Below are 21,610 nucleotides of genomic sequence, written 5' to 3' on the forward strand. Positions count from 1 at the left end.
TCCATGGCACACTTCCCCAAGCCTGCTGCCGGGAGCTGGACCGAGAACTGGCCGGAACTGGGCACCGCACCGGTCGACTACACGGACTCGATCGACCCGGAGCACTGGAAACTGGAGCAGCAGGCCATTTTCCGCAAGTGCTGGCTGAACGTGGGCCGCGTGGAGCGGCTGCCCAAGGTGGGCAGTTACTTTACCCGGGAGATGCCCTCGGTCGGCCCGGGGACGTCGATCATCATCGTCAAGGACAAGGACGGCGTCGTCCGGTCGTTCTACAACCTGTGCCGACACCGGGGAAACAAGCTCGTCTGGAACGACTATCCGGGCGAGGAGGTTTCGGGAGCGTGCCGGCAGTTCACCTGCAAGTACCACGCGTGGCGCTACGCCCTCAACGGCGACCTCACCTTCATCCAGCAGGAGGACGAGTTCTTCGACGTGGACAAGGCCGACTACGGACTCAAGCCGGTGCGCTGCGAGGTCTGGGAAGGCTTCATCTTCGTCAACTTCGACGACGACGCCGAACCGCTGATCGACTACCTCGGCGATTTCGCGAAGGGCCTGGAGGGCTATCCGTTCCACGAGATGACGGAGGTCTACAGCTACCGCTCGGAGATCAGGGCCAACTGGAAGCTGTTCATCGACGCGTTCACCGAGTTCTACCACGCCCCGGTGCTGCACATGAAGCAGGCGGTCAAGGAGGAGGCCGAGAAGCTCGCCAAGATCGGTTTCGAGGCACTGCACTACGACATCAAGGGCCAGCACTCGATGATCTCCTCCTGGGGCGGCATGTCGCCGCCCAAGGACGAGAGCATGGTCAAGCCGATCGAGCGGATCCTGCACAGCGGACTGTTCGGTCCGTGGGACCGGCCGGACATCAAGGGGGTTGCCGCCGACGAGTTGCCCCCGGCGATCAATCCTTCGCGCCAACCCTTCTGGGGCCAGGACTCTTTCGAGTTCTTCCCGAACTTCACGCTGTTGATCTGGGCCCCGGGCTGGTACCTGACCTATCACTACTGGCCCACGGGAGTGGACACCCACATCTTCGAGGCGAGCCTGTACTTCGTCCCCCCGAAGAACACCCGCCAGCGGCTCTCCCAGGAGTTGGCGGCGGTGACGTTCAAGGAGTACGCGCTGCAGGACGCCAACACCCTCGAGGCGACGCAGACCCAGGTCGGCACTCGCGCGGTCACCGAATTCCCGCTGTGCGACCAGGAAGTCCTGCTTCGGCATCTCCATCACACCGCACACCGCTACGTTGACGAGTACAAGGAAGCCAACGGCCTGACCAAGGCCGCCACGAACGGGAGCACCGCCCATGTCTGAGACCACGACCGTCGCGCTTCCCGCCGAGTTCGCCGATCTGGAGCGCTTCACCGACTGGTGCCTGGCGACCGAACCGGAGCGCTACGCCAAGCGGCTGGCCTCGACGATGAGCGAGATGCAGGAGCTCTACGACGCGGGTCTGGCCCGGCTCGAGGACGCGATGGTCTACCTGGACGCCCGCTTTCCGCTGCACGACATGCCCGAGGACGCCAAGAACCTGATGCACCTGATGCAGTCCGTGGTGATGGTGTCGTTCCCGATCGAGGTCTGGAAGCAACCGCGCGTCCTCGACAGCGGCGCAGCCTGGGTCGAGATCATCAAGGAGCCGGTGGTCTAGTGCCGCTGACCCTCACCGCCGCGGGCCTGCTCGACGTCGACGCCGGGGAGATCATCCGTCCGGGCATCGTCACGGTCGATGACGGCCGGATCGTCTCCGTGGGCGGCGAGATCGCCTCGGACGCCGACGTCCTCGACCTCGGCGACGCCATCCTGCTGCCCGGTCTGATGGACATGGAGGTCAACCTGCTGATGGGCGGGCGCGGGGAGAACCCCGGCCTGTCCCAGGTGCAGGACGACCCGCCCACCCGCGTTCTGCGCGCGGTCGGCAACGCGCGCCGCACGCTGCGCGCCGGGTTCACCACGGTGCGCAACCTCGGGTTGTTCGTCAAGACCGGCGGCTATCTGCTCGACGTCGCACTGTCCAAGGCCATCGACGGCGGCTTGATCGAGGGCCCGCGCGTCATCCCGGCCGGCCATGCGATCACCCCGACGGGCGGACACCTCGACCCGACGATGTTCGCGGCGTTCATGCCCGGTGTGCTCGAGTTGACGATCGAGGAGGGCATCGCCAACGGGGTCGACGAGATCCGCAAGGCGGTGCGCTACCAGATCAAGCACGGCGCGCAGCTGATCAAGGTCTGTTGTTCGGGCGGTGTCATGTCGCTGACCGGAGAGGCGGGGGCACAACACTATTCGGACGAGGAACTGCGCGTCATCGTCGACGAGGCGCACCGGCGGGGGTTGCGGGTCGCCGCGCACACCCACGGCGCCGAAGCGGTCAAGCATGCGGTCGCGTGCGGGATCGACTGCATCGAGCACGGATTCCTGATGGACGACGAAGCCATCCAGATGCTGGTCGACAACGACCGCTTCCTGGTCACCACCCGGCGGCTCGCGGAGTACATGGACGTGTCGAAGGCGCCGAAAGAGTTGCAGGACAAGGCAGCCGAGATGTTCCCGAAGGCACGTACGTCGATCAAGGCAGCGTACGAGGCGGGGGTGAAGATCGCGGTCGGCACCGACGCCCCGGCGATCCCACACGGCAAGAACGCCGACGAACTCGTCACGCTGGTCGACTGGGGCATGCCTCCCGACGCGGTGCTGCGGGCGGCGACCGTGGTCGCCGCGGACTTGATCGACAGATCGGGTTCGCTGGGCCGCATCGCCGAGGGTTACCTGGCCGACATCATCGCGGTGCCCGGGGATCCACTCGCCGACATCGGCGTTACACGCGATGTTTCTTTTGTAATGAAGGGCGGTAAGGTCTACAAGAATGACACCAACGCGAACTGAGGATCTGGTCGAGATCCAGCAGCTCCTCGCCAAGTACGCCGTCACCATCACCCAGGGTGACATCGACGGGTTGGTCGAGGTCTTCACGCCGGACGGGACCTACAGCGCATTCGGTGAGACCTACACGCTCAACAGGTTTCCGGTTCTGGTCGATGCGGCGCCCAAGGGTCTCTTCATGACCGGTACCGCGCTCGTCGACCTCGTCGAAGGCGACGACGATGCGACCGGAACCCAACCGTTGTGCTTCGTCGAGCACAGCACACACGACATGCGCATCGGCTACTACAACGACACCTATGTCCGCACCGACGACGGGTGGCGGCTGCGCACCCGGGCGATGACCTTCATCCGGCGCAACGGCGACCACGACTCCGGGCGCCCGCACGCGATCGGGAGGCCTGAAGCGGGATGAGCGACCTCCACGACCCGGCGACGTTCCGGACGCACCTGGTGGCGTGGCTGAGCGAGAACGATCTGAGCCCGGCCGACGACCACTCACTCGACGGACACCTGCGCCAGTTCGCCCGGGTGCAGCGCGCCCTGTACGACGCCGGGTGGAACCGCTACGGCTGGCCCGAGCACGCCGGCGGACTCGGCGGTCCCGCCATCCTGCGCGCCATCGTCGGCGAGGAGGTGGTGGGCCGTCGGCTGGTCGAGCCGGGACCTTACTCGATGCTCGAGGTGCTGGCGCCGACCATGATCGACTATGCCTCCCCCGCGCTCGCCGCCGAGATGGTGCCCAAGCTGCTCAGCGGAGAAGAGATGTGGTGCCAAGGGTTTTCAGAACCCGGGTCGGGCAGCGATCTCGCGTCGCTGACCACTCGCGCCGCCCCGCATGGGGACGACTGGATCGTCAACGGCCAGAAAGTGTGGACGAGCTTCGCTCAGTTCTCCCGCCGGTGCGTGCTGCTCACCCGGACCGGCGGTCCGGACGTGCCGAACCACGAGGCCATCACCGCGTTCTTCGTCGACCTCGACACCCCGGGAATCACCGTACGTCCGCTGCGCACCATGCACGGCGTCGACGAATTCTGCGAGGTCTACTTCGACGACGTCGTCGTCGAGCGCAGCCGGATGCTGGGCGCGCCCGGCGACGGCTGGCGGCTGGCCATGGATCTGCTTCCCTACGAACGCTCCACCTGCTTCTGGCAGCGCATCGCCTACCTGTACGCACGGTTCGACGCGTTGATCGCCGAGGTGAAGGCGCAGGGGCAGGCCGTGGACTCGGACATGGGTGAGACGTATCTGGCGCTGCACACCCTGCGCTGCCGGTCGCGGGCCACCCAGCACCGGCTCGCCGCCGGGCACAAACTCGGACCGGACACCTCGGTGGACAAGGTGCTGCTGGCCACTGCCGAGCAGCGGCTCTACGACACCGCACGCGATCTGCTCCCGGGTGTCGTCGAGCTCGACGACACCCCCTGGCGCACCGAGTATCTGTACTCGCGCGCGGCCACCATCTACGGCGGCACGGCCGAAGTGCAGCGCAACATCATCGCGCGCCGTCTGCTCGATCTCGGCAAGGAGTGACCATGGCCACCGGAATCGACGACACACTGGACCGCGAGTCACTCGACATGCTGGAGGCCGCGCTGCGCACGACCATGCTGTCGGCGTCGGGCCCGAAGCTCGACGCCGGCCTGGCGGAACTGGGCTGGGCCGACATGCTCACGGACACCCCGGAGGTCGCGGTGCCGCTGGTGTTCCGGCTCCTCGGCGAAACGGGCACGCACGCTTCGGTACTCGTCGACGTCGTACTGCATGCCACCGGCAACACGATCGGCGACACCGTCGAACTGCCGCTGCCGTACGCCGGCAACACGTGGGTGGTGTGGGATCGCATCAGCCCGGCCACCGCCGAGCCGACGCTGGGCGGTCTGCCGTTGCGTCGCGAGGAGGAGGGCTATCCGATCCGGCTGGCCGAGGCACGGGTGGCGGTGGGCTGGTGGCTGGTGGGCTCCGCGCGGGCAATGGTGGCGCTGGCTCGGCGGCACGCGCTGGACCGGGTCCAGTTCGGCAAGCCGATCTCCGGCTTCCAGGCGGTCCGGCACCGGCTGGCCGAGACGCTGGTGGCCATCGAGGGCGCCGAGGCGACGCTGAGCCTGCCCGCCGTGGACAACCCTGATCTGACCGCGCTGCTCGCCAAAGCGGCCGCGGGCAAAGCGGCGCTGACCGCCGCGAAGAACTGTCAGCAGGTGCTCGGCGGCATCGGCTTCACCGCCGAACACGAGCTGCACCGTCACGTCGAGCGGGTGCTGGTGCTGGACGGATTGCTGGGCAGCTCACGGGAACTCACCCGCCGGGCCGGCGCCGGCCTGCGGGCCCGCGGCTCGGCACCGCGCCTGGCCGACCTCTGAGGCATGTGCTCGCCACCCACGGCGAGGGTGCGTGTCTGCGGGCGACACTCCGGGCTCTGGCGCGAGTCCACGCACGCTCGCACCGATCTTCTAGGTGATGTTGGCCTTCATGTGCTCGAGATCCACCAGCACCGGCCATCCCCCGACACTGAGCGCGTTGCCGTGCCCGGTCTGGTGGATGTCGAACACCGACTGGATCGCGGCGTAGAAGCCCTGCACGTCCAGCGTCTGGTTCACCGCGCGCTTGGCCTGCCGCAGCGCGAACGGCGGCATCTTCGCGATCTGTTCGGCCAGCGCCCTGGTCTGGCTGTCGAGCTCGGCGCGGGGCACCACCTTGTTCACCATGCCGGTGGCCAGCACCTCCTCGGCCGTCATCGCACGTCCGGTGAACAGGATCTCCTTGGCCTTGCGCGGCCCCAATTCCCACGTGTGCCCGTGGTATTCGACACCCCCGATACCCATCAGGACCACCGGATCGGAGAACTGCGCGTCGTCGGCCGCGACGATCAGATCGCAGGGCCAGCACAGCAGCAGACCGCCCGAGATGCAGCGGCCCTGCACCGCAGCGATCGACGGCTTGGGAACATTGCGCCAGCGCAAGGTGTACTCGAGGTAGCGCCGCGCCTCGTGCTCGATGATGAACTCCAACGTGATCTTGTCCGGCACCGGTCCGCCGCCGCGCAGATCGTGACCCGCGGAGAAGTGTTTGCCGTTGGCGCGCAGCACGATCACCGCGACGCCTGGATCCTGGGCCGCCCGCGTCCATGCTGCATCGAGTTCATCGAGCAGCTCGGGGTTCTGCGCGTTGGCCGCCTCGGGACGGTTCAGGGTGATCGTCGCGATGGTGTCGGTCACGTCGTAGTCGATGTACACGGCCCGTCCTCGGGTGTCGGGAAGCCCGGTATCGCAGGGAAGACTGGGCCTTCTGTTATCACCAAAATGAGAATACTATTCTCGTGATGAGGAAGTTACAATCTCTGACACGTCGGCCGAGAGGGGGTCCTAGACCGCTATGTCACGGCGTTCTCCGGTACAGTCAGTTCATGTTCTTCCCAGTCGGCCTGCGTCTGAGCCGCCGGTGACCAGCGCCAGCGAGGAGCCGGCCTGGAAGCAGCGGGCGGTCGAGCGTTCGATCAAGACCGCCAAGTTGCGCGCCGCTCAGCGGGTGCAACGGTTCCTCGACGCCGCACAGGCGATCATCATCGAGAAGGGCAGCACCGACTTCACGGTGCAGGAGGTCGTCGACCGCTCCCGCCAGTCGTTGCGCAGCTTCTACCTCCAGTTCGACGGCAAGCACGAACTCCTGCTCGCACTCTTCGAAGACGCGCTGAGCCGTTCGGCGGAACAGATCCGCGCCGCGACCGCCGGCCAGGAGGATCCCCTCGAGCGACTCAAAGTGGCGATCTCCCTGCTGTTCGAGTCATCGCGACCCGATCCGGCCGCCAAGCGGCCGCTCTTCACCGATTTCGCTCCGCGACTGCTGGTGTCCCACCCCTCCGAGGTCAAGGTCGCTCATGCGCCGCTCCTCGCGCTCCTGACCGAGTTGATGGAGGATGCCGGAGCCGCCGGCCTGCTCCGCGACGGTGTCAATCCCAAGCGCATGGCGGCCATCACCATGCAGACCGTGATGTTCGTCGCCCAGTCGAGCGGGGACGTCGGCGAGGGCGCCGCGCACCCGATCACGGCCGACGAGGTGTGGGACTTCTGCGCCCACGGCTTCGCCGCCGACTGACCGGGCCCGGCGAGAACCTCACTCTTCACTCGTGCCGACAAGCACGGGCAATTGACAGAACTTCCTTCTGCTGTCACGCGGCAGCCGTTCTCTCACAGGCGCCTGAGAGGACCATTCTTTTTTTTGAGAGTCTCACTCGCTCGGAGTGAGTCGGTCATTGACACCCCACGGCATGCGATGTCAGAGTGTGAGACACATTGCAGCCCGATGTCTTACGCAGAGACGTGGTCAGCGAGAGGGACACCGTGACGATCAGTGCCGAGAACCCCGACGTCCAGGACGCCGAGACCGCCGGCGAGCTGTACTACGACCCCTACAGCGTCGACCTCAACATGAACCCCTACCCGGTGTTCGCGCGCTTGCGCGAGGAAGCGCCGCTGTACCACAACGTCAAGCACGACTTCTACGCGCTGAGCCGGTTCGACGACGTCAACAAGGCGCTCATCGACCACAGCACGTTCATCTCCGGCCGCGGCGCGCTGCTCGAGATCATCAAGTCGGGCATGGAGATTCCGCCGGGCACCCTGATCTTCGAGGATCCGCCGATCCACAACATCCATCGCAATCTGTTGTCGCGCATGTTCACCCCCCGCAAGGTGCTCGCACTCGAGCCGCGGATCCGCGAGTTCACGGCGCGCTGCCTCGACCCGCTGATCGGCTCCGGCCGGTTCGACTTCGTCAACGACCTGGGCGAGCAGATGCCCATGCGTGTCATCGGCATGCTGTTGGGCATCCCCGAGGCCGACCAGCGCCGGGTGACCGACCACGGCGAGGCGACGCTGCAGAGCACGGAGATCGGGCAGTGGGCCACGGGTGAGGTTTTCGCGGAGTTCATCGACTACCGCACCGAGCACCCCTCCGACGACATCATGACCGACCTGCTCAACGTCGAGTTCACCGACGAGACCGGCACCGTGCGCCGGCTGCGCCGCGACGAACTGCTGATGTATCTGACGGTGATCGCCACGGCGGGCGCCGAGACGACGACGCGTCTGATCGGCTGGGCGGGCAAGACGCTGGCCGACCACCCCGACCAACGTCGTCAACTCGCCGAGGATCCCTCGCTGATCCCCCAGGCGATCGAAGAGATCCTGCGGTGGGAGCCGCCCGCGCTGCAGGTGGCCCGGTACGTCGCCCGCGACACCGAGTACTACGGACAGACCGTGCCGGAGGGCAGCGCGATCCTGCTGCTGATGGGTGCGGCAAACCGCGACCATCGGCGCTTCCCGCCCGACGGCGACGTGTTCGACATCCACCGAGAGGTGCGATCGCACATGACGTTCGGCGCCGGGACACATTTCTGCATGGGCAACGCGCTGGCGCGCCTCGAGGGCCGGATCGCGCTCGAGGAGATCCTCAAGCGATTCCCGACCTGGGAGGTGGACTGGTCTCACGCGGTCCCGTCCCAGACCACCGCCGTCCGCGGCTGGCAGTCCATGCCCACCTTCATCCCCTGACGAACCCTCACTGACGTTACGACACAGAAGGATTGATGACCATGACGGGACGCGTCGAAGGCAAGGTCGCCTTCATCACCGGAGCCGCGCGCGGACAAGGCCGGGCACATGCCGTCCGGCTGGCGCAAGAGGGCGCCGACATCATCGCCGTCGACATCTGCCGGCAGATCGACACGGTGCGGATCCCGCTGTCCACCTCCGAGGACCTGGCGGAAACCGCGGACCTGGTCAAGAACGCCGGCGGTCGCATCCACACGGCAGAGGTCGACGTGCGTGACTTCGACGCTCTCAAGAGCGCTGTCGACGCCGGTGTCGAGGAGTTCGGCAAGCTCGACATCATCGTCGCCAATGCGGGCATCGGCAACGGCGGCCAGCTGCTGCATGAGACCGGTGAGCCGGACTGGGACGACATGATCGGGGTGAACCTGTCCGGAGTGTGGAAGACCGTCAAGGCCGGTGTGCCGCACATCCTGGCCGGCGGCAACGGCGGTTCGATCGTCCTGACCAGTTCGGTCGGCGGCCTGAAGGCCTACCCGCACACCGGGCACTACGTCGCCGCGAAACACGGTGTCGTCGGCCTGATGCGGACCTTCGCGGTGGAACTCGGCGCGCACAACATCCGTGTCAACTCAGTCCATCCCACCAACGTGAACACCCCGCTGTTCATGAACGAGCCCACGATGAAACTGTTCCGGCCCGACCTGGAGAACCCGGGGCCGGAGGACATGAAGGTCGTCGGTCAGCTGATGCACACCCTGCCCATCGGCTGGGTCGAACCGGAGGACGTCGCCAACGCCGTGCTGTTCCTGGCCTCCGACGAGGCGCGGTTCGTCACCGGTGTCACCCTTCCCGTCGACGGGGGCAGCTGCCTGAAGTGACCACCGCAGCGAATCGGGATGATCCGGTGGTCCCTCGAGGGTGGGACGAGATCACCCCAGCCTGGATGACAGCTGCTCTGGCAGAGCATTTTCCGGGTGTCATGGTGAACGACGTGCGCGTTGTCCTGCGAGACGACGGCACGAACCGGAGGGCTCGGCTGGCCCTGGAGTACTCCGCCGGTGACGGTCCGCCGACGGTGTTCGCCAAGGCGGTGGATCCGGAGCACGCCGATCTGGTGGAACTGACCAGCGGGCTCTACCACGAGCCGAGACTGTTTTCTGCGAAAGTGCCACTGCCACTCGATCATCCCGCAGTCTATGCCGCAGTGATCGACGAGGACCGACGGAACTTCCTGATGGTCATGGAGGACATCGTGGCCCGCGGCGCTGATCCGCGCGACGCCACGCGGCCGATGACCGTCGAGCAGGTCGCCTCGGGTGTACGGGGCCTGGCCGGTCTACACAGTCGGTATTGGGGCCATCGGCTGACGTCGAGGACGGAGCTGAACTGGCTGGAGCCGTTCGTCGCGTTCGCAGGGCTGGAGTACGCGCCGCTGCACATCGCGCACGAGCGACTGGGCGATTCGGTGCCCACCGAGATCCTCGAACTGTCAGGCACCGACCTGTTCTCCGACATCTGGGCCCGCTACATCGGCTCGCTCACGGAGCCGGGCCCGGCTCCCACGCTGTTGCACGGCGATCCGCACATCGGCAACACCTACGTGTTGCCTGACGGCACGGTCGGGTTCCTGGACTGGCAGATGGTCCGTCGCGGCAACTACTCCTTGGATCTCGGCTACTTCCTCCAAGGCGCCCTGACCATCGAGGATCGCCGCAGCTCCGAACGCGCACTGCTCGGCGAATACCGGGATGCGCTGCGCCTTCCGGTAGCGGAACTTCCCGCCGAGCAGGACATCTGGCTGCACTACCGGGCCTCGGTGGCGCACGGCCTCGCGATCTGGATGGCCACCCTCTCGGGCGGCGACGCATGGCAACGCGCCGACATCTGCCTCGCCTTCGCACAGCGCTACGGCGCGGCATTCGTCGACCTCGACACCCGTCAGGCAATCGAGTCCGTCTGCGGTTGACCCATTCGGCGAAACGGCGTTGATCATGACGCCCGAGTGGTTGCATGTTCTTCCATGAAGCGCCTCAACGGCATGGACGCCATGTTGTTGTACAGCGAGACGCCGAATCTGCACACGCACACGCTGAAGATCGCCGTCATCGACGCCGCCGACTACGACGGTGACTACGGATTCGAGGCGTTTCGGCGCACCGTCGCCCGCCGACTTCATCTGCTGGAACCGTTGCGCTACCGCCTCGTCGACATCCCGTGGCGGCTGCATCATCCGATGTGGTTGCAGGACTGCCCGGTCGATCTCGACTACCACCTGCGCCGTGTACGCGTGCCTGCGCCCGGCGGCCGGCGCGAACTCGACCGGTTGATCGGCGAGATCGCCAGCACGCCGCTGGACCGCAGCCGGCCGCTGTGGGAGTTCCACTTCGCCGAGGGGATGGCTGCGGACCGCTTCGCGCTCATCGGCAAAGTCCACCACACACTCGCCGACGGTGTCGCCTCGGCGAATCTGCTTGCACGGCTGATGGATCTGTCCGGCCCCGCCCAGGACGAGCGCGACGAGCCTCCGCAGAGCTGTGAGGCGCCGTCTGCAGGGCAACTGCTGTGGGAGGCCCAGCTCGACCACATCCACAACATGGCCCGACTACCCGGTCTGGTTGCCGACGCCGCCCGCGGTGTCGCGCGGCTGCGCAGGCGGACGCGGGATCGCCGCAACGATCCGGACCTCGCCAAGCCCTTCAGCGCGCCCTCGACCTTTCTCAATCACGTGGTGTCGCCGGTGCGCACCTTCGCCACCGCCACGGTGTCGCTCGCCGAGGTGAAGGAGACGGCCAGGACGCTGTCGGTGACGTTCAACGACGTCGTGCTGTCCGTCGCGGCGGGCGGCCTGCGGGAGCTGTTGCTGCGCTATGACGGTCACGCGGATCGCCCCATCATGGCGACGGTGCCCGTCGCCACCGACAAGTCCACCGAGAGGGTCACCGGAAACGAGATCGGCGGCATGATGGTGTCCCTGCCGGTGCATGTCGCGGATCCGCTGCGGCGCGTCGAGCTGACCTCCGTGGCCAGCACGCGCGCCAAGGAGGTGAACGATCTGCTGGGTCCCACGCTGCAGGGCCGGATGCTCGAGTACCTGCCACCACCGTTGGCGCCGGCACTGTTTCGCGCGCAGTCCACGCGTGCCGACCACAACCGGCTGATGAACGTCGCGATCTCGAACGTGCCCGGACCGCGGCAACGCGGCCACATCGGCGGCGCGCCGGTCAGCGAGATCTATTCGGTCGGCGTGCTGTCGGCCGGGAGCGCGTTCAACATGACGGTGTGGAGTTATGTCGATCAACTCGATATCGCTGTGCTCTCCGACGACTCAACGTTCACCGACCCGCACGAGGCGACCGACGCGATGGTGGACGCCTTCGGCGACCTGCGTCGGGCCTGCGGACTGACGCCGCCGAGAAGCGTTGCCACCGCGATGCCGCCGGCGACCGTCGACTGAGCGGGTCAGCCGAGGATCGGGAAGCGCCGCTCGCGCGCCAACTCGTCGAGCGCCGCCTGCATCACCGCCCGCACGTGCAGATCGACCTCGTCGATGTTCGGATCGTCGCCGAACTCCGCGGCGACGTCGATGGGCGCCAGCACGCGCGTGACGATCTTCGACGGCAGAGGGATGTTGGGCGGGAAGATCACCGAGAGACCGAACGGGAACCCGATGCTCACGGGCAGGATCTCCATCCGCGCACGGGTCAGGCCGATCCGGCGGGCGATGCCGTCGCCGCGCGCCAGGAACATCTGAGTTTCCTGCGCACCGATCGAGACCACCGGCACGATCGGAACGCCCGCTTCGATCGCGGTGCGTGCATAGCCGGTCCGGCCGGCGAAGTCGACCACGTTGGCGGTCAGGGTCGGCCGGTAGGAGTCGTAGTCGCCGCCGGGGAAGACGAGCACGACCGCGCCGGAACGCAGTGCCTTGGCGGCGTTCTCACGGCTGGCCTCGATGACGCCGGCACGCCGCAGGACATCGCCGAGCGGACCGAGGAAGACGCCGTAGTGTGCCAGGGTGTACAACGGGCGCGCGAAGCCGAACCGCTTGTAGAACTCGGGCGCGAAGACCAGGACATCGGGCGTGAGCATGCCGCCGGAGTGATTCGAGACCACGAGCGCGCCCCCGGTGGCGGGCATGGCCTCCAGCCCGCGGACCTCGGCACGGAAGTATCGTTTGATCAGCGGCGCCACTCGCGCCGTGATCTGCCGGGCGAGTGCCGGATCCCACTTGGCCGTCTCGGCCTGCTCCTCGGCCATCGTTTCGGAGATGCTACTCTCGCTTTCGAAGAATGTCATATTCGCAGGTGAGGGGAGCTTGAATGCCGGGAACGGTGCTGGTCACCGGAGGGTTCGGCCTCGTCGGGTCCGCCACCGTGCGACGCCTGGCCGAACTCGGCCGTACGGTCGTGGTCGCCGATCTCGACACGCCGGCCAACCGCAAGGCCGCAGAACAGCTTCCCGGGGGCGTCACGGTGCACTGGGCCGACCTGACCGACGCCGAGCAGACCGGGCGCCTGGTCGCCGAGGTCGCGCCGGAAGTCATCGTCCACCTCGCCGCGATCATCCCGCCGGGGATCTACAAGAATCGTGCGCTGGCCCGGCGGGTCAACGTCGATGCCACGGCCACTCTGGTCAGGATCGCCGAATCCCAGCCCGCTCCACCGCGATTCGTCCAGGCGTCGAGCAACGCGGTGTACGGGGCACGCAATCCGCATCGCGCCACCGGCCCGGTCACCGCCGACACGCCGATGAAGCACTCCGACCTCTACAGCGCCCACAAGGCCGAGGCCGAGACGATCGTCCGGGACTCCTCGCTGAACTGGGTGGTGCTGCGCCTGGGTGGCGTGCTCAGCGTCGACCCCGACGCCATTCCGTTCTCGATCGACGCGCTGTACTTCGAGAGCACACTGCCCACCGACGGCAGGTTGCACACCGTCGACGTCCGCGATGTCGCGTGGGCGTTCGCCGCTGCCACCACCGCCGATGTGGTCGGCGAGATCCTGTTGATCGCCGGCGACGATTCCCACCGCGTGCTGCAGGGGCAGGTCGGCCCGGCGCTGGCCGCGGCACGAGGACTGAGAAACGGACTGCCCACCGGGCGCAAGGGCGATCCCGACAGCGACGAGGACTGGTTCGTCACCGACTGGATGGACACCACTCGAGCGCAGGAAGCGCTGAATTTCCAGCACCATTCGTGGCAGGACATGCTCGACGAGGCGGCCAGGCGGGCCGGACCGGCACGGTACGTACTACCACTGGCGGCGCCGCTGGTGAAGGCGATCCTGCAGCGTCGCGCGGCCTACTGGAAGCAGCCCGGGAAGTATGCCGACCCCTGGGGCGCGGTCCGGCGCAAGCTGGGCGATCCGTCGCCGGACTCCTAGTTCAGGAGGGTCCCAGCGTCGGCGCTCCGGTACGCGGGTGGAAGTACCAGCCGCCGGCGGCCTCGGTGCCGCCGTCGACGTGCAGCGTCTGGCCGGTGATGTACGCCGACATGTCCGATGCGAGAAAGACTGCGGCGGAGGCCATCTCGTCGACCGTCCCGGCTCGGCGCATGGGGATAACTCCGCCGACGTCCCCGGAGAGCTCTCCGGCAGCGATGCCGGCGAGACCCTCGGTCATGGTGACGTCGGGGGCGAGCGCGTTGACCCGGATACCGTGGGGCGCCAGCTCGAACGACGCGGTCTTGGTGTACGTGATCACGCCGGCTTTCGCCGCCGCGTAGGCGGCGTAGCCCGGTGCGGCACGGACACCTTCGATCGAGGTGATGTTCACGACGCTTCCCGGCATGCCTGCGGCCACTAGCCGCCGTGCGATCCGCTGCGTGCAGAGCATCACATGGCGCAGATTGCTGCGATACAACGCATCCCAGCCGTTCTCGGTTGTCTCCAGCAGTGGCGACCGGAAGGTCCCGCCGGCATTGTTGACCAGTACCGAGACGGTCCCCAGCTCGGCCTCGGTGCGAGCGAGCGCAGCATCGACTGCCTGGGCGTCGCGCACGTCGACGACGATGCCGAGGCCGCCGACCTCGTCGGCCGCCGCCGCGCACGTGTCGGGATTGCGCTCCCAGATGGCCACCGACGCCCCGAAAGCAGCCAGGCCTTGGGCGATACCGCGGCCGATGCCCGCGCCGCCGCCGGTCACCACGGCGACCCGGCCGGTGAGCAGGATGTCCGACGGCGCGATGGGCATGACGGTCACCGGGCGATCGCAGTGCCGATGATGCCGTCGGCCACGAGGCGGCCGATCTCGTCGTCGTCGAGTCCGAGTTCGCGCAGCACGTCGGCGTTGTGCTCGCCCAGGAGCGGAGCCGGCGTGGTGTGTACGCGCTCGGGACCCCGGCTGGAGCGGAAGGGCAGGGTGCTGTGCGGCGCAGGTGGGTTCACCGGGTGTGCGACCGTCTCGAAGAACCCGCGCGCCGACAGCTGCGGCAGTTCCGTCTGCCGGTGTGGCTGCATGACCTTGCCGACCGGAACACCGTGGTCCCACAGCGTCGCCACGATGTCGTCGCCGACGCGGTCGCCGCACCACCGGGCCAGGTGACGGTCCAGAAGATCGTGCTGGGCGCGCCTGCCGGGGGCGGTTCTCAACTCGTCGGACATCGCCCACGGCGGGCTGCCCAGCGCCTCGCGCAGACCCTCCCACTGTTCGTCGGTCTCCACGGCAAGCGCCACCCAGGTGTCTGCACGGCCGAATTCGTCGGTCTCGTTGGTGCGGTAGAGATTCTGCGGCGCCGCGGACGGTCCGCGATTGCCCGTGCGCTGCAGCAGCGCACCGTAGGCCGAGTACTCGATCACCTGCTCGGCGGCGACGGCGAGTGCCGCGTCGACCATCGCCGCCTCGACCAGCGAACCCTCGCCGGTCTCACGGCGGTGTTCGAGCGCCAGCAGGATCGCATTGAGCGCGTGGATCCCGGCGTTGGGGTCACCGACCGAGTAGGGCTCGAACGGATTGAGGTCGGGATAGCCGGTGAGCCAGCTGATCCCGGCGGCCGCCTCGATGACGTAGGCGAAGGCCGGGTTGTCGCGCCACGGACCGTCGAGCCCGAACCCGGGCATGCGGGCCATGACGATGTCGGGCTTGATGGCCTTGACCGCCTCGTAGGTCAGGCCCATGCTCTCGAGCACGCGCGGGGTGAAGTTCTCGACGACCACGTCGGCGGTCGCGATCAGACGGCCCAGCAGTTCGCGGCCGGTCGGGTGCTGCAGGTTCAGCGTCACGCCGCGTTTGTCGGTGTTCAGTCCGGAGAAGATCGGTGAACGCTCCCACCACAGCTCTTCGGAGGCGGGGATGCCGGCGATCAGCCGGGTGCCGTCGGGGTGGCGGGTGGATTCGACATGGATGACGTCGGCGCCCAGCATCGCCAGGAGGTGGGTACAGCTCGGGCCGGCCCAGAAGGTCGTCATGTCGATCACCCGCAGCCCCGCACACGGCAGACCCTCCCGCCGCGGAGGCGCATTCCGGGCTGTGGAATCGCCCCGATCGCGACCCGGAACGCTATTCCGCGCACGGTAGGCCTCGGTGTGTTCGCCGAGGCGCGGGGCGGGCGCCGGCGGCCGGAGCGCCGCAGGGGCCATGCGATAGGGGTGGCCCGGCTGGGTGAATCCGTCGCGCGGATTGACGAGGAACGATCCGCGCTCGACATAGTGGTCGAGCCGTTCGACGTTGGCGCCGTTGGCGACCGGCGCGTTGGGGATCCGGAACGCGGTGGCGAGGTCCCGGATCTCGTCCACCGTCTGGTCCGCCACCCACGCGTACAGATCGTCGGCGTGCTCGGTGGCCTGCTGGGTGATGGTCAGCGGCGACTCCTCGTCGATCCACTCGACGTGGCCGGTCATCGCGCACAGGTCGAACCACTGCTGGGCGGTGCCGCAGCCGATGTCGACGAGACTGTCCTTGGCGCGGGCGATGCCGGGCACCGTCAGCCGCCGTGCGTCACGCCACGGCCTACCGAGCATCGCGAAATAGGTGACGGGATAGTAGGTGAGGCCGAGGATCGACGTCTCGAGCATCGACAGGTCGATCAGCTCCGCACCGCCCCGCATCCGCGACGCCAACGTGGCAGCGCTCGCGTAGGCGCCGGCCAGGTAGTCACCGACCTGCCCGCCGACGTGGACCGGCGCGCGGTCGGGTGTGCCGCGGCCGAGGCCGACGATCCCACCCGACCATGCCTGCAGTGTGAATTCCGTGGCGGGCCGGTCTTTCCAGGGTCCGTCCAGGCCGAACGGCGTGATCGCGGTGACCGTCAGGTGCGGATGTCTGCGGTGGATGTCGACAGGCCCGAACCGGGGAGCGCCGGCGATGCCGGGGCCGCGTGACCACACCACCGCGTCCGCGCCGGCGAGCAGGGTGTCGACGAGCCCGGCGTCCGTATCGGGGTCGGCCACCACACTGTGTTTGGAGCAGGCGAGGTAGGAGAACAGGGCGCCGTCGTTGCCGTCGCCGATGTCGGCCCCCGACGCCGACCACGACCGCAGCGGATCACCCTCCGGTGGTTCGACTTTCACGACCTCGGCGCCGCCGTCGGCCAGCAGCCTCGTGCAGTAGGCGCCGGCGATGCCGGTCGAGAGATCGACGACGACGTACCCGGACAGCGGGTGCTCAGGCATCGCCGTCCCGGGCGCGGTTGGACTTGCTGAGCCGGAACTCGGGAGGGAATCTGAGGTCGTTGTCGTTGACGGCGTCGCCGAGCCCCCGTTGGATCGCCTCGTTCATGTCGAAGTCGTCGCCGTCGTTGACCGCGCCGCTGCCCATGGATTCGAAGAAGGCCGCCAGTAGGCTGCCCATGTACTCGCCCTGCTGCTGCTTGAAGATCTCGAAGAACATCTTCTGCTGGAACACGGTGTCGACAGGACGGTTGCGCGCGCAGGACCGCGCGTACTTGTCCACCTCGGCTTCGAGCTGCTCCCTGGGCACGACCTTGTTCAGGAAGTTGCAGTCGTACATCTCGGCCGCGGTGAACGGCCGGCCGGTGAACACCATCTCCTGGAACTTGCGCAGGCCCATCATCTGCACCCATGTCCACATCCGGGGGCCCCAGCCGTAGTAGCGGAAGGACGGATGCCCGAAGAGTGCGTCCTGCGAGGAGATGACGAGATCGGCGTCCGCACACTGATAGAAGTGCCAGCCGTAGCAGTATCCCTTGGCCTCGACGATGCTGATCTTCTTCAGCTCCTGCAGCGGGCGGTTGCCGGCCGCCACATTGGCATACCAGGCGCTGATCGTCGCGCCATTGCGGAAGGTGCCCGTCGGCGGATAGGTGACCTCACCGACCCCGTCGTCCTCGAGCCGCAACTCGGCCAGCCGTGCGGAGGGGTCGTCGCGGCCCTCCATGAACTCGGGAAGGTCTGCACCACTGCCGAGATCGTCTCCGACGCCGCGGATGACGACCACTTTGACGTCGTTGTCGACGGTGGCCGCACGCAGCAGGTCGGCATACCGCAGCCGCGCCGCCGACGTCGGCGCGTTGAGGTAGTCGGGTCTGTTGAAGGTGATCGTGGCGATCTTGGTCGTCGGGTCCTTCGTGTAGAGGATGATCTCCTCGGGCGAAGGTCGGACGGTGCTCGACATCGGCTGCGCGTCAGCCGATTCCGGCAGTGGCCTGCGCCGGCAGCGGACTGTCGGTGAGCATCTGAGGGCCGTCCTCGGTGATCAGCACGGCATCGCGTCGGAACACCGCGCCGACACCGGCCTCCCACACGTAGGCCGTGACGGCCAGCACGGTGCCCGGGTCGAGCCGTTCGTCAGCCGAGGTCTGCGCGAGGTCCGGGGAGATCACCGGCGGGTCGAATCCCAGGCCCAGTCCGTGCGCCACCGGCATCGGCGGCAGCGACTCGCCGACGGACTCGTACGCGCCGAACAGCGCGCTCGCCGACGCTCCCGGCCCACACGCCTCGAACAGGCTGTCCCACAGTCGGTCCGAGCGCGCGAACAGCGCATCGGCACCCTCGACGTCACCGACGGGCCAGGTCCGTCCGACCTCGCCCACGTAGCCGCCCGCCAGCGCGCCCGCGGCGAACGCCACGAGATCCCCCTCGGCGATACGCCGGTCGCGGGGACCCACCCGCCACGAGTGTTCCCGCGGCGTGATCCACGCGCCGTCCTGCGTGGCCGACGTGCTCACGCCACCCGCGGCCATGGCCTCGAGCATGATCCCCGTCAGCGCCTGCTCGGTGGTTTTCGCCGTCAGTCCGGCGACCGCCGCGGCGAGCGCATCCTGGGCGACGTGCAGGGCGCCGCGTAGCGCGCCGATCTCCTCCGAGGTCTTGATGCGGCGCGCGGCCCGCATCGCGACCTCGCCGTCGACGAGTTCGGCGTTCGGGAAGGCCATCGGGAGCAGCTGACCGAACGTCGGTGACAGCGCGTCGGTTCCGACGCGTTTCGCGTCCGCTGCCCCGTCGATGTTCTTGAGGACGTCGATCAGTGTCATCGGATTCCACGCCAGCCCATACAGGTGGTCGTGCCCGATCTCCTCGGGCATCCCTTCGTCCCAGCTGCTGTTCAGATGGATCTCCCCGGTGGCCCGCACCACGACGCAGATCGGCGCGAACGGGCGGGTGCCGGCGACCCAGAGTTGGGGCGCCCCGGTGACGTAGCGGACGTTGGCCTGCCTGCCGAGCACCAGGATGTCGAGCTCGTTGGCCGCCATCTCGGCCAGGGCGCGTTCGCGGCGGCCGATCCGCAGCGCGAAGTCGTCGGGGAGGACGTCATCGGTCATGCGCGAGCGCCCATCGTGTCTCCGTAGGGTGCGTAGGGGTAGTCGGTGATCGGCAGGTAGCCGTCCTCGGTGATCACGATGATCTCCTCGCTGCGGTAGCCGCCGGTCCCGTCCTCCCAGACAACGGGTTCGAGAACCAGCGCCATGCCGGCGGGGAAGACGAAGTTGTCGTCGAATTCCTGGCCGAGATCCGTTCCGATCATGGGCATCTCGGCGGCGTTGGTGCCGATGCCGTGCCCCAGGTAGAAGTGCGGCAGCCACGGCTTGACGCCCCCGTTGGCGGCGATCGCGGCGCGCGCGAGGTCACCGCAGGTGGCACCGGCGCGGGTGACCGCCAGCACGGCGTCGAGGATGTGCCGCCAGGTGGCGAACTGCTCCTGCTGACGCGCGCTGGGCTCCTCACCGACCAGCCACGTGCGCCCGAAATCCGAGCAGTATCCCTCGTAGGTGATGCTGACATCGGTCCACAGCACATCGCCGCGGGCCAGCGCCCGCTCGGTGGTGAGCAGCGGCAGAGCGAGATCTCCGGTGGTGGTCCACGTGCCCTCGGCTTTGGAGGTGGGCATCACCTGCCAGATCGCCTCGAGCATGTTGGCGGTCGCACCGAGTTCGAACGCTCGCCGGACGAATGCCGCGGACAGGTCGATCTGGCGGACTCCGGGCGCCAGCGACTTCTGCACGTCGACGACGGCCTCCTCGGTGATCCGGCATGCCTTGCGGATGGCCGCCACCTGGTCGATGGTCTTCACGAGCTTGGCCGGGCCGATCACCTGGGCGGCATCCGACGGAGGCCCGGCCGGGAACAGCCGGCCGGCGTTGCGGCGCATCGCGCCGGTCAGTTCGTCGACGGCGACGTGCCCGCCCGCGCGCAACAACCCGGCGAGCTCCGACGCGAAATGCAGTACGCCCTCGTCGAATTCGAGGTAGAGAGGTCCGTGCACATGATCGGCGGGTACCTCGGACTCGAACGAACTGCCCTCCCGGAACGGCATGTACAGGTGGGGGTGCTCGTCGTCGGCGAGCACCACGGCGATCGGGCGTTCGACGTGGGAGAGGCCGGCGTCGAGCAGCGGCCAGCTCGCCCCGGTCGCGTAGACCACGTTGCCGTTGCCGAGCAGAACGAGCGCGTCGACGCCCTTGTCCTTCATCGTCGCCCGCAACCTGGCACCACACTCGCGGTACATCCTGCCGCGGTCGGGAAGGTCGGGAATGTCGGCGGCGGTGACGCCCGCCGTCCACGACGGAGCGAGGGTGGTCATCAGATGCCCAGGTACTTCTGCACGTTGCTGCTGACGATCTTCACCGCGTTCTCCGCGCCGACGGCGTCCACCACCGACGCCAGAGACTTGTCCGAGTAGCCGAATGTGCTCTCGTTGTGCGGATAGTCCGAGGACCACATCACGTTGTCGACGCCGATCCTGTCGATCAGCGCGAGGCCCAATGGGTCCACCATGAACGATGCGCTCATGTGGTTGGTCCAGTAGTGGTTCACCGGGTGCCGGAGTTCGTGATTGAACATGTGGCGGTAGGAGGCCAACATGTGCTCGGCATCCTGCAGCGCGGTCGGCACCCACGCGATGCCGCCTTCGAACCACCCGATCTTCAGACCGGGGTGTCGGTCGAGGATGCCGGAGAACACGTACTTGGCGAACTGCTCGCGGAACGAGTCGACGTTGACCATCATGCCGACGACCACACTGTTGTTCTGGCACGGCGTCTTCGGTGGCGTCTCGCCGATGTGGTGGCTGACCGGTAGACCGGCCGCCTCGATCTCGTCCCACACGGCGTCCATGTCGGTGCTTCCGTAGTCGTAGATGTTGCCGTCGTCGTCCTTGCCCGGATTCAGCGGCAGCAGGAAGGTCTTGAGCCCCAGTGACTTCAGCTCGGCGAGGGTGGTCCTGGTTCCGGCGGGATCCCACCAGTTGATCAGCCCGACGCCGTAGAAGTGCCCGTTGGAGCGCTCCTGCAGATCGGCGATGTGCTCGTTGTAGATGCGGAACACCCGCTCGCGCAGGGACTTGTCCGGGTAGTGGAAAAGAGCCAGCACCGCATTGGGGAACGCAAGCTCCTTGTCGATGCCGTCTTCCTTCAGCTCGCGGATGCGCGCGTCGATGTTGTTCGACGCGGCGCCGGCGAGATCGTCGTACTGCATCAGCACCCGGCCGAAGTCACCACCGGTCCACGCCTTGCCCTTCATGCCGACCATGTAGGCGCCGTCCTCGTACCAGATCCGCGGAGCGGCGCCTTTGAGCTCCTCGGGGAAGCGTTCGTAGAAGATGTCGTCGGCGACCGAGATGTGGTTGTCGGCCGAGAAGATCACGGTGTCCCGGGGAAGATCGGCGAGGCCCTCCCTCGGGAAGTGACCCTGCCGGTTCTTGGGAGCGCCGAAACCTTCGGGCGGGTAGAGCGTGGCTACGGGGGTGGACATCGTCGGTACTCCAATCGGGCTGTGGACTCG

The 21,610-nt window shown here is 67.5% G+C and carries 20 protein-coding genes; 12 read left to right on the forward strand and 8 right to left on the reverse strand.

Annotated elements, in window-relative coordinates; genetic code table 11:
- Positions 1–3 precede the first annotated feature (3 nt).
- The 6 genes from MCHLDSM_RS29190 to MCHLDSM_RS29215 are packed head-to-tail and all read left to right on the forward strand — an operon-like array spanning position 4 to position 5,249.
- Entirely contained in the window at positions 4–1,320 is a 1,317-nt protein-coding gene (locus MCHLDSM_RS29190) for an aromatic ring-hydroxylating oxygenase subunit alpha (RefSeq protein ID WP_048473284.1), read from the forward strand.
- Positions 1,313–1,657 carry a hypothetical protein gene (locus MCHLDSM_RS29195; RefSeq protein ID WP_048473285.1) on the forward strand — a complete coding sequence of 115 codons (345 nt, stop codon included), beginning with the start codon at positions 1,313–1,315 and terminating at the stop codon, positions 1,655–1,657. Before MCHLDSM_RS29190 ends, MCHLDSM_RS29195 begins: the two co-directional genes overlap by 8 nt.
- Positions 1,657–2,892, forward strand: a complete 1,236-nt coding sequence (locus MCHLDSM_RS29200) for a metal-dependent hydrolase family protein (protein ID WP_048473286.1) — start codon at positions 1,657–1,659, stop codon at positions 2,890–2,892. The genes MCHLDSM_RS29195 and MCHLDSM_RS29200 overlap by 1 nt, the downstream gene beginning before the upstream one ends.
- Entirely contained in the window at positions 2,873–3,304 is a 432-nt protein-coding gene (locus MCHLDSM_RS29205) for a nuclear transport factor 2 family protein (RefSeq protein WP_048473287.1), read from the forward strand. Before MCHLDSM_RS29200 ends, MCHLDSM_RS29205 begins: the two co-directional genes overlap by 20 nt.
- Entirely contained in the window at positions 3,301–4,422 is a 1,122-nt protein-coding gene (locus MCHLDSM_RS29210; RefSeq protein ID WP_048473288.1) for an acyl-CoA dehydrogenase family protein, read from the forward strand. The genes MCHLDSM_RS29205 and MCHLDSM_RS29210 overlap by 4 nt, the downstream gene beginning before the upstream one ends.
- A 2-nt stretch (positions 4,423–4,424) precedes the next feature.
- A complete protein-coding gene (locus MCHLDSM_RS29215; RefSeq protein ID WP_048473289.1) occupies positions 4,425–5,249 on the forward strand; it encodes an acyl-CoA dehydrogenase family protein in 825 nt (274 codons plus the stop codon).
- 90 nt (positions 5,250–5,339) lie between these two features.
- On the opposite strand, the gene MCHLDSM_RS29220 is transcribed toward MCHLDSM_RS29215, so the two are convergent.
- Positions 5,340–6,122, reverse strand: coding sequence for an enoyl-CoA hydratase (locus tag MCHLDSM_RS29220; RefSeq protein ID WP_048473290.1), 783 nt, complete (start codon positions 6,120–6,122; stop codon positions 5,340–5,342).
- A 139-nt stretch (positions 6,123–6,261) separates the two neighbouring features.
- Here MCHLDSM_RS29220 and MCHLDSM_RS29225 point away from each other — a divergent pair, with 139 nt between their 5' ends.
- The 5 genes from MCHLDSM_RS29225 to MCHLDSM_RS29245 all read left to right on the forward strand — a co-directional run bounded on the left by MCHLDSM_RS29225 (position 6,262) and on the right by MCHLDSM_RS29245 (position 11,892).
- Entirely contained in the window at positions 6,262–6,981 is a 720-nt protein-coding gene (locus MCHLDSM_RS29225) for a TetR/AcrR family transcriptional regulator (RefSeq protein ID WP_082162147.1), read from the forward strand.
- A gap of 332 nt (positions 6,982–7,313) precedes the next feature.
- A complete protein-coding gene (locus MCHLDSM_RS29230) occupies positions 7,314–8,438 on the forward strand; it encodes a cytochrome P450 (RefSeq protein WP_174545793.1) in 1,125 nt (374 codons plus the stop codon).
- Positions 8,439–8,479: 41 nt separating this feature from the next.
- A complete protein-coding gene (locus MCHLDSM_RS29235; RefSeq protein ID WP_048473409.1) occupies positions 8,480–9,316 on the forward strand; it encodes a mycofactocin-coupled SDR family oxidoreductase in 837 nt (278 codons plus the stop codon).
- A gap of 65 nt (positions 9,317–9,381) precedes the next feature.
- Entirely contained in the window at positions 9,382–10,404 is a 1,023-nt protein-coding gene (locus MCHLDSM_RS29240; protein WP_174545780.1) for a phosphotransferase, read from the forward strand.
- Positions 10,405–10,458: 54 nt separating this feature from the next.
- Complete coding sequence (locus MCHLDSM_RS29245) at positions 10,459–11,892, forward strand: WS/DGAT/MGAT family O-acyltransferase (protein WP_048473292.1); 1,434 nt, start codon at positions 10,459–10,461, stop codon at positions 11,890–11,892.
- A gap of 5 nt (positions 11,893–11,897) precedes the next feature.
- Here MCHLDSM_RS29245 and MCHLDSM_RS29250 read toward each other — a convergent pair whose 3' ends face one another.
- A complete protein-coding gene (locus MCHLDSM_RS29250; RefSeq protein WP_048473293.1) occupies positions 11,898–12,734 on the reverse strand; it encodes a lysophospholipid acyltransferase family protein in 837 nt (278 codons plus the stop codon).
- Positions 12,735–12,757: 23 nt separating this feature from the next.
- Here MCHLDSM_RS29250 and MCHLDSM_RS29255 point away from each other — a divergent pair, with 23 nt between their 5' ends.
- Positions 12,758–13,819 carry an NAD-dependent epimerase/dehydratase family protein gene (locus MCHLDSM_RS29255; RefSeq protein ID WP_048473294.1) on the forward strand — a complete coding sequence of 354 codons (1,062 nt, stop codon included), beginning with the start codon at positions 12,758–12,760 and terminating at the stop codon, positions 13,817–13,819.
- Between the two features lies 1 nt (position 13,820).
- On the opposite strand, the gene MCHLDSM_RS29260 is transcribed toward MCHLDSM_RS29255, so the two are convergent.
- Genes MCHLDSM_RS29260 through MCHLDSM_RS29285 form a run of 6 tightly spaced genes read right to left on the reverse strand, consistent with a single transcriptional unit; the run spans position 13,821 to position 21,580 of the window.
- Entirely contained in the window at positions 13,821–14,627 is an 807-nt protein-coding gene (locus MCHLDSM_RS29260) for an SDR family NAD(P)-dependent oxidoreductase (RefSeq protein ID WP_048473410.1), read from the reverse strand.
- Between the two features lie 5 nt (positions 14,628–14,632).
- Positions 14,633–17,044 carry a CaiB/BaiF CoA-transferase family protein gene (locus MCHLDSM_RS29265; protein WP_048473295.1) on the reverse strand — a complete coding sequence of 804 codons (2,412 nt, stop codon included), beginning with the start codon at positions 17,042–17,044 and terminating at the stop codon, positions 14,633–14,635.
- On the reverse strand, positions 17,037–18,005 hold the full coding sequence (locus MCHLDSM_RS29270; RefSeq protein ID WP_048473296.1) for an enoyl-CoA hydratase/isomerase family protein: 969 nt from the start codon (positions 18,003–18,005) through the stop codon (positions 17,037–17,039). The genes MCHLDSM_RS29265 and MCHLDSM_RS29270 overlap by 8 nt, the downstream gene beginning before the upstream one ends.
- Before the next feature lie 10 nt (positions 18,006–18,015).
- Positions 18,016–19,152: a M24 family metallopeptidase gene (locus tag MCHLDSM_RS29275; protein WP_048473297.1), complete on the reverse strand. Its 1,137-nt coding sequence runs from the start codon at positions 19,150–19,152 to the stop codon at positions 18,016–18,018.
- Positions 19,149–20,411: a M24 family metallopeptidase gene (locus MCHLDSM_RS29280; protein WP_048473298.1), complete on the reverse strand. Its 1,263-nt coding sequence runs from the start codon at positions 20,409–20,411 to the stop codon at positions 19,149–19,151. The genes MCHLDSM_RS29275 and MCHLDSM_RS29280 overlap by 4 nt, the downstream gene beginning before the upstream one ends.
- Positions 20,411–21,580, reverse strand: a complete 1,170-nt coding sequence (locus MCHLDSM_RS29285) for an amidohydrolase family protein (RefSeq protein ID WP_048473299.1) — start codon at positions 21,578–21,580, stop codon at positions 20,411–20,413. Before MCHLDSM_RS29285 ends, MCHLDSM_RS29280 begins: the two co-directional genes overlap by 1 nt.
- Positions 21,581–21,610 lie beyond the last annotated feature (30 nt).

Source organism: Mycolicibacterium chlorophenolicum, from assembly GCF_001044235.1.
Classification (GTDB): Bacteria; Actinomycetota; Actinomycetes; order Mycobacteriales; family Mycobacteriaceae; genus Mycobacterium; species Mycobacterium chlorophenolicum.

Excerpts from the sequence above, each read along its gene's own strand:
- MCHLDSM_RS29190 (WP_048473284.1), top strand. The coding sequence starts at position 4 with ATGGCACACTTCCCCAAGCCTGCTGCCGGGAGCTGGACCGAGAACTGG.
- MCHLDSM_RS29195 (WP_048473285.1), top strand. The coding sequence starts at position 1,313 with ATGTCTGAGACCACGACCGTCGCGCTTCCCGCCGAGTTCGCCGATCTG.
- MCHLDSM_RS29205 (WP_048473287.1), top strand. The coding sequence starts at position 2,873 with ATGACACCAACGCGAACTGAGGATCTGGTCGAGATCCAGCAGCTCCTC.
- MCHLDSM_RS29210 (WP_048473288.1), top strand. The coding sequence starts at position 3,301 with ATGAGCGACCTCCACGACCCGGCGACGTTCCGGACGCACCTGGTGGCG.
- MCHLDSM_RS29215 (WP_048473289.1), top strand. The coding sequence starts at position 4,425 with ATGGCCACCGGAATCGACGACACACTGGACCGCGAGTCACTCGACATG.
- MCHLDSM_RS29225 (WP_082162147.1), top strand. The coding sequence starts at position 6,262 with ATGTCACGGCGTTCTCCGGTACAGTCAGTTCATGTTCTTCCCAGTCGG.
- MCHLDSM_RS29230 (WP_174545793.1), top strand. The coding sequence starts at position 7,314 with ATGAACCCCTACCCGGTGTTCGCGCGCTTGCGCGAGGAAGCGCCGCTG.
- MCHLDSM_RS29235 (WP_048473409.1), top strand. The coding sequence starts at position 8,480 with ATGACGGGACGCGTCGAAGGCAAGGTCGCCTTCATCACCGGAGCCGCG.
- MCHLDSM_RS29240 (WP_174545780.1), top strand. The coding sequence starts at position 9,382 with ATGACAGCTGCTCTGGCAGAGCATTTTCCGGGTGTCATGGTGAACGAC.
- MCHLDSM_RS29245 (WP_048473292.1), top strand. The coding sequence starts at position 10,459 with ATGAAGCGCCTCAACGGCATGGACGCCATGTTGTTGTACAGCGAGACG.
- MCHLDSM_RS29250 (WP_048473293.1), bottom strand. The coding sequence starts at position 12,734 with ATGACATTCTTCGAAAGCGAGAGTAGCATCTCCGAAACGATGGCCGAG.
- MCHLDSM_RS29255 (WP_048473294.1), top strand. The coding sequence starts at position 12,758 with ATGCCGGGAACGGTGCTGGTCACCGGAGGGTTCGGCCTCGTCGGGTCC.
- MCHLDSM_RS29260 (WP_048473410.1), bottom strand. The coding sequence starts at position 14,627 with ATGCCCATCGCGCCGTCGGACATCCTGCTCACCGGCCGGGTCGCCGTG.
- MCHLDSM_RS29265 (WP_048473295.1), bottom strand. The coding sequence starts at position 17,044 with ATGCCTGAGCACCCGCTGTCCGGGTACGTCGTCGTCGATCTCTCGACC.
- MCHLDSM_RS29270 (WP_048473296.1), bottom strand. The coding sequence starts at position 18,005 with ATGTCGAGCACCGTCCGACCTTCGCCCGAGGAGATCATCCTCTACACG.
- MCHLDSM_RS29275 (WP_048473297.1), bottom strand. The coding sequence starts at position 19,152 with ATGACCGATGACGTCCTCCCCGACGACTTCGCGCTGCGGATCGGCCGC.
- MCHLDSM_RS29280 (WP_048473298.1), bottom strand. The coding sequence starts at position 20,411 with ATGACCACCCTCGCTCCGTCGTGGACGGCGGGCGTCACCGCCGCCGAC.
- MCHLDSM_RS29285 (WP_048473299.1), bottom strand. The coding sequence starts at position 21,580 with ATGTCCACCCCCGTAGCCACGCTCTACCCGCCCGAAGGTTTCGGCGCT.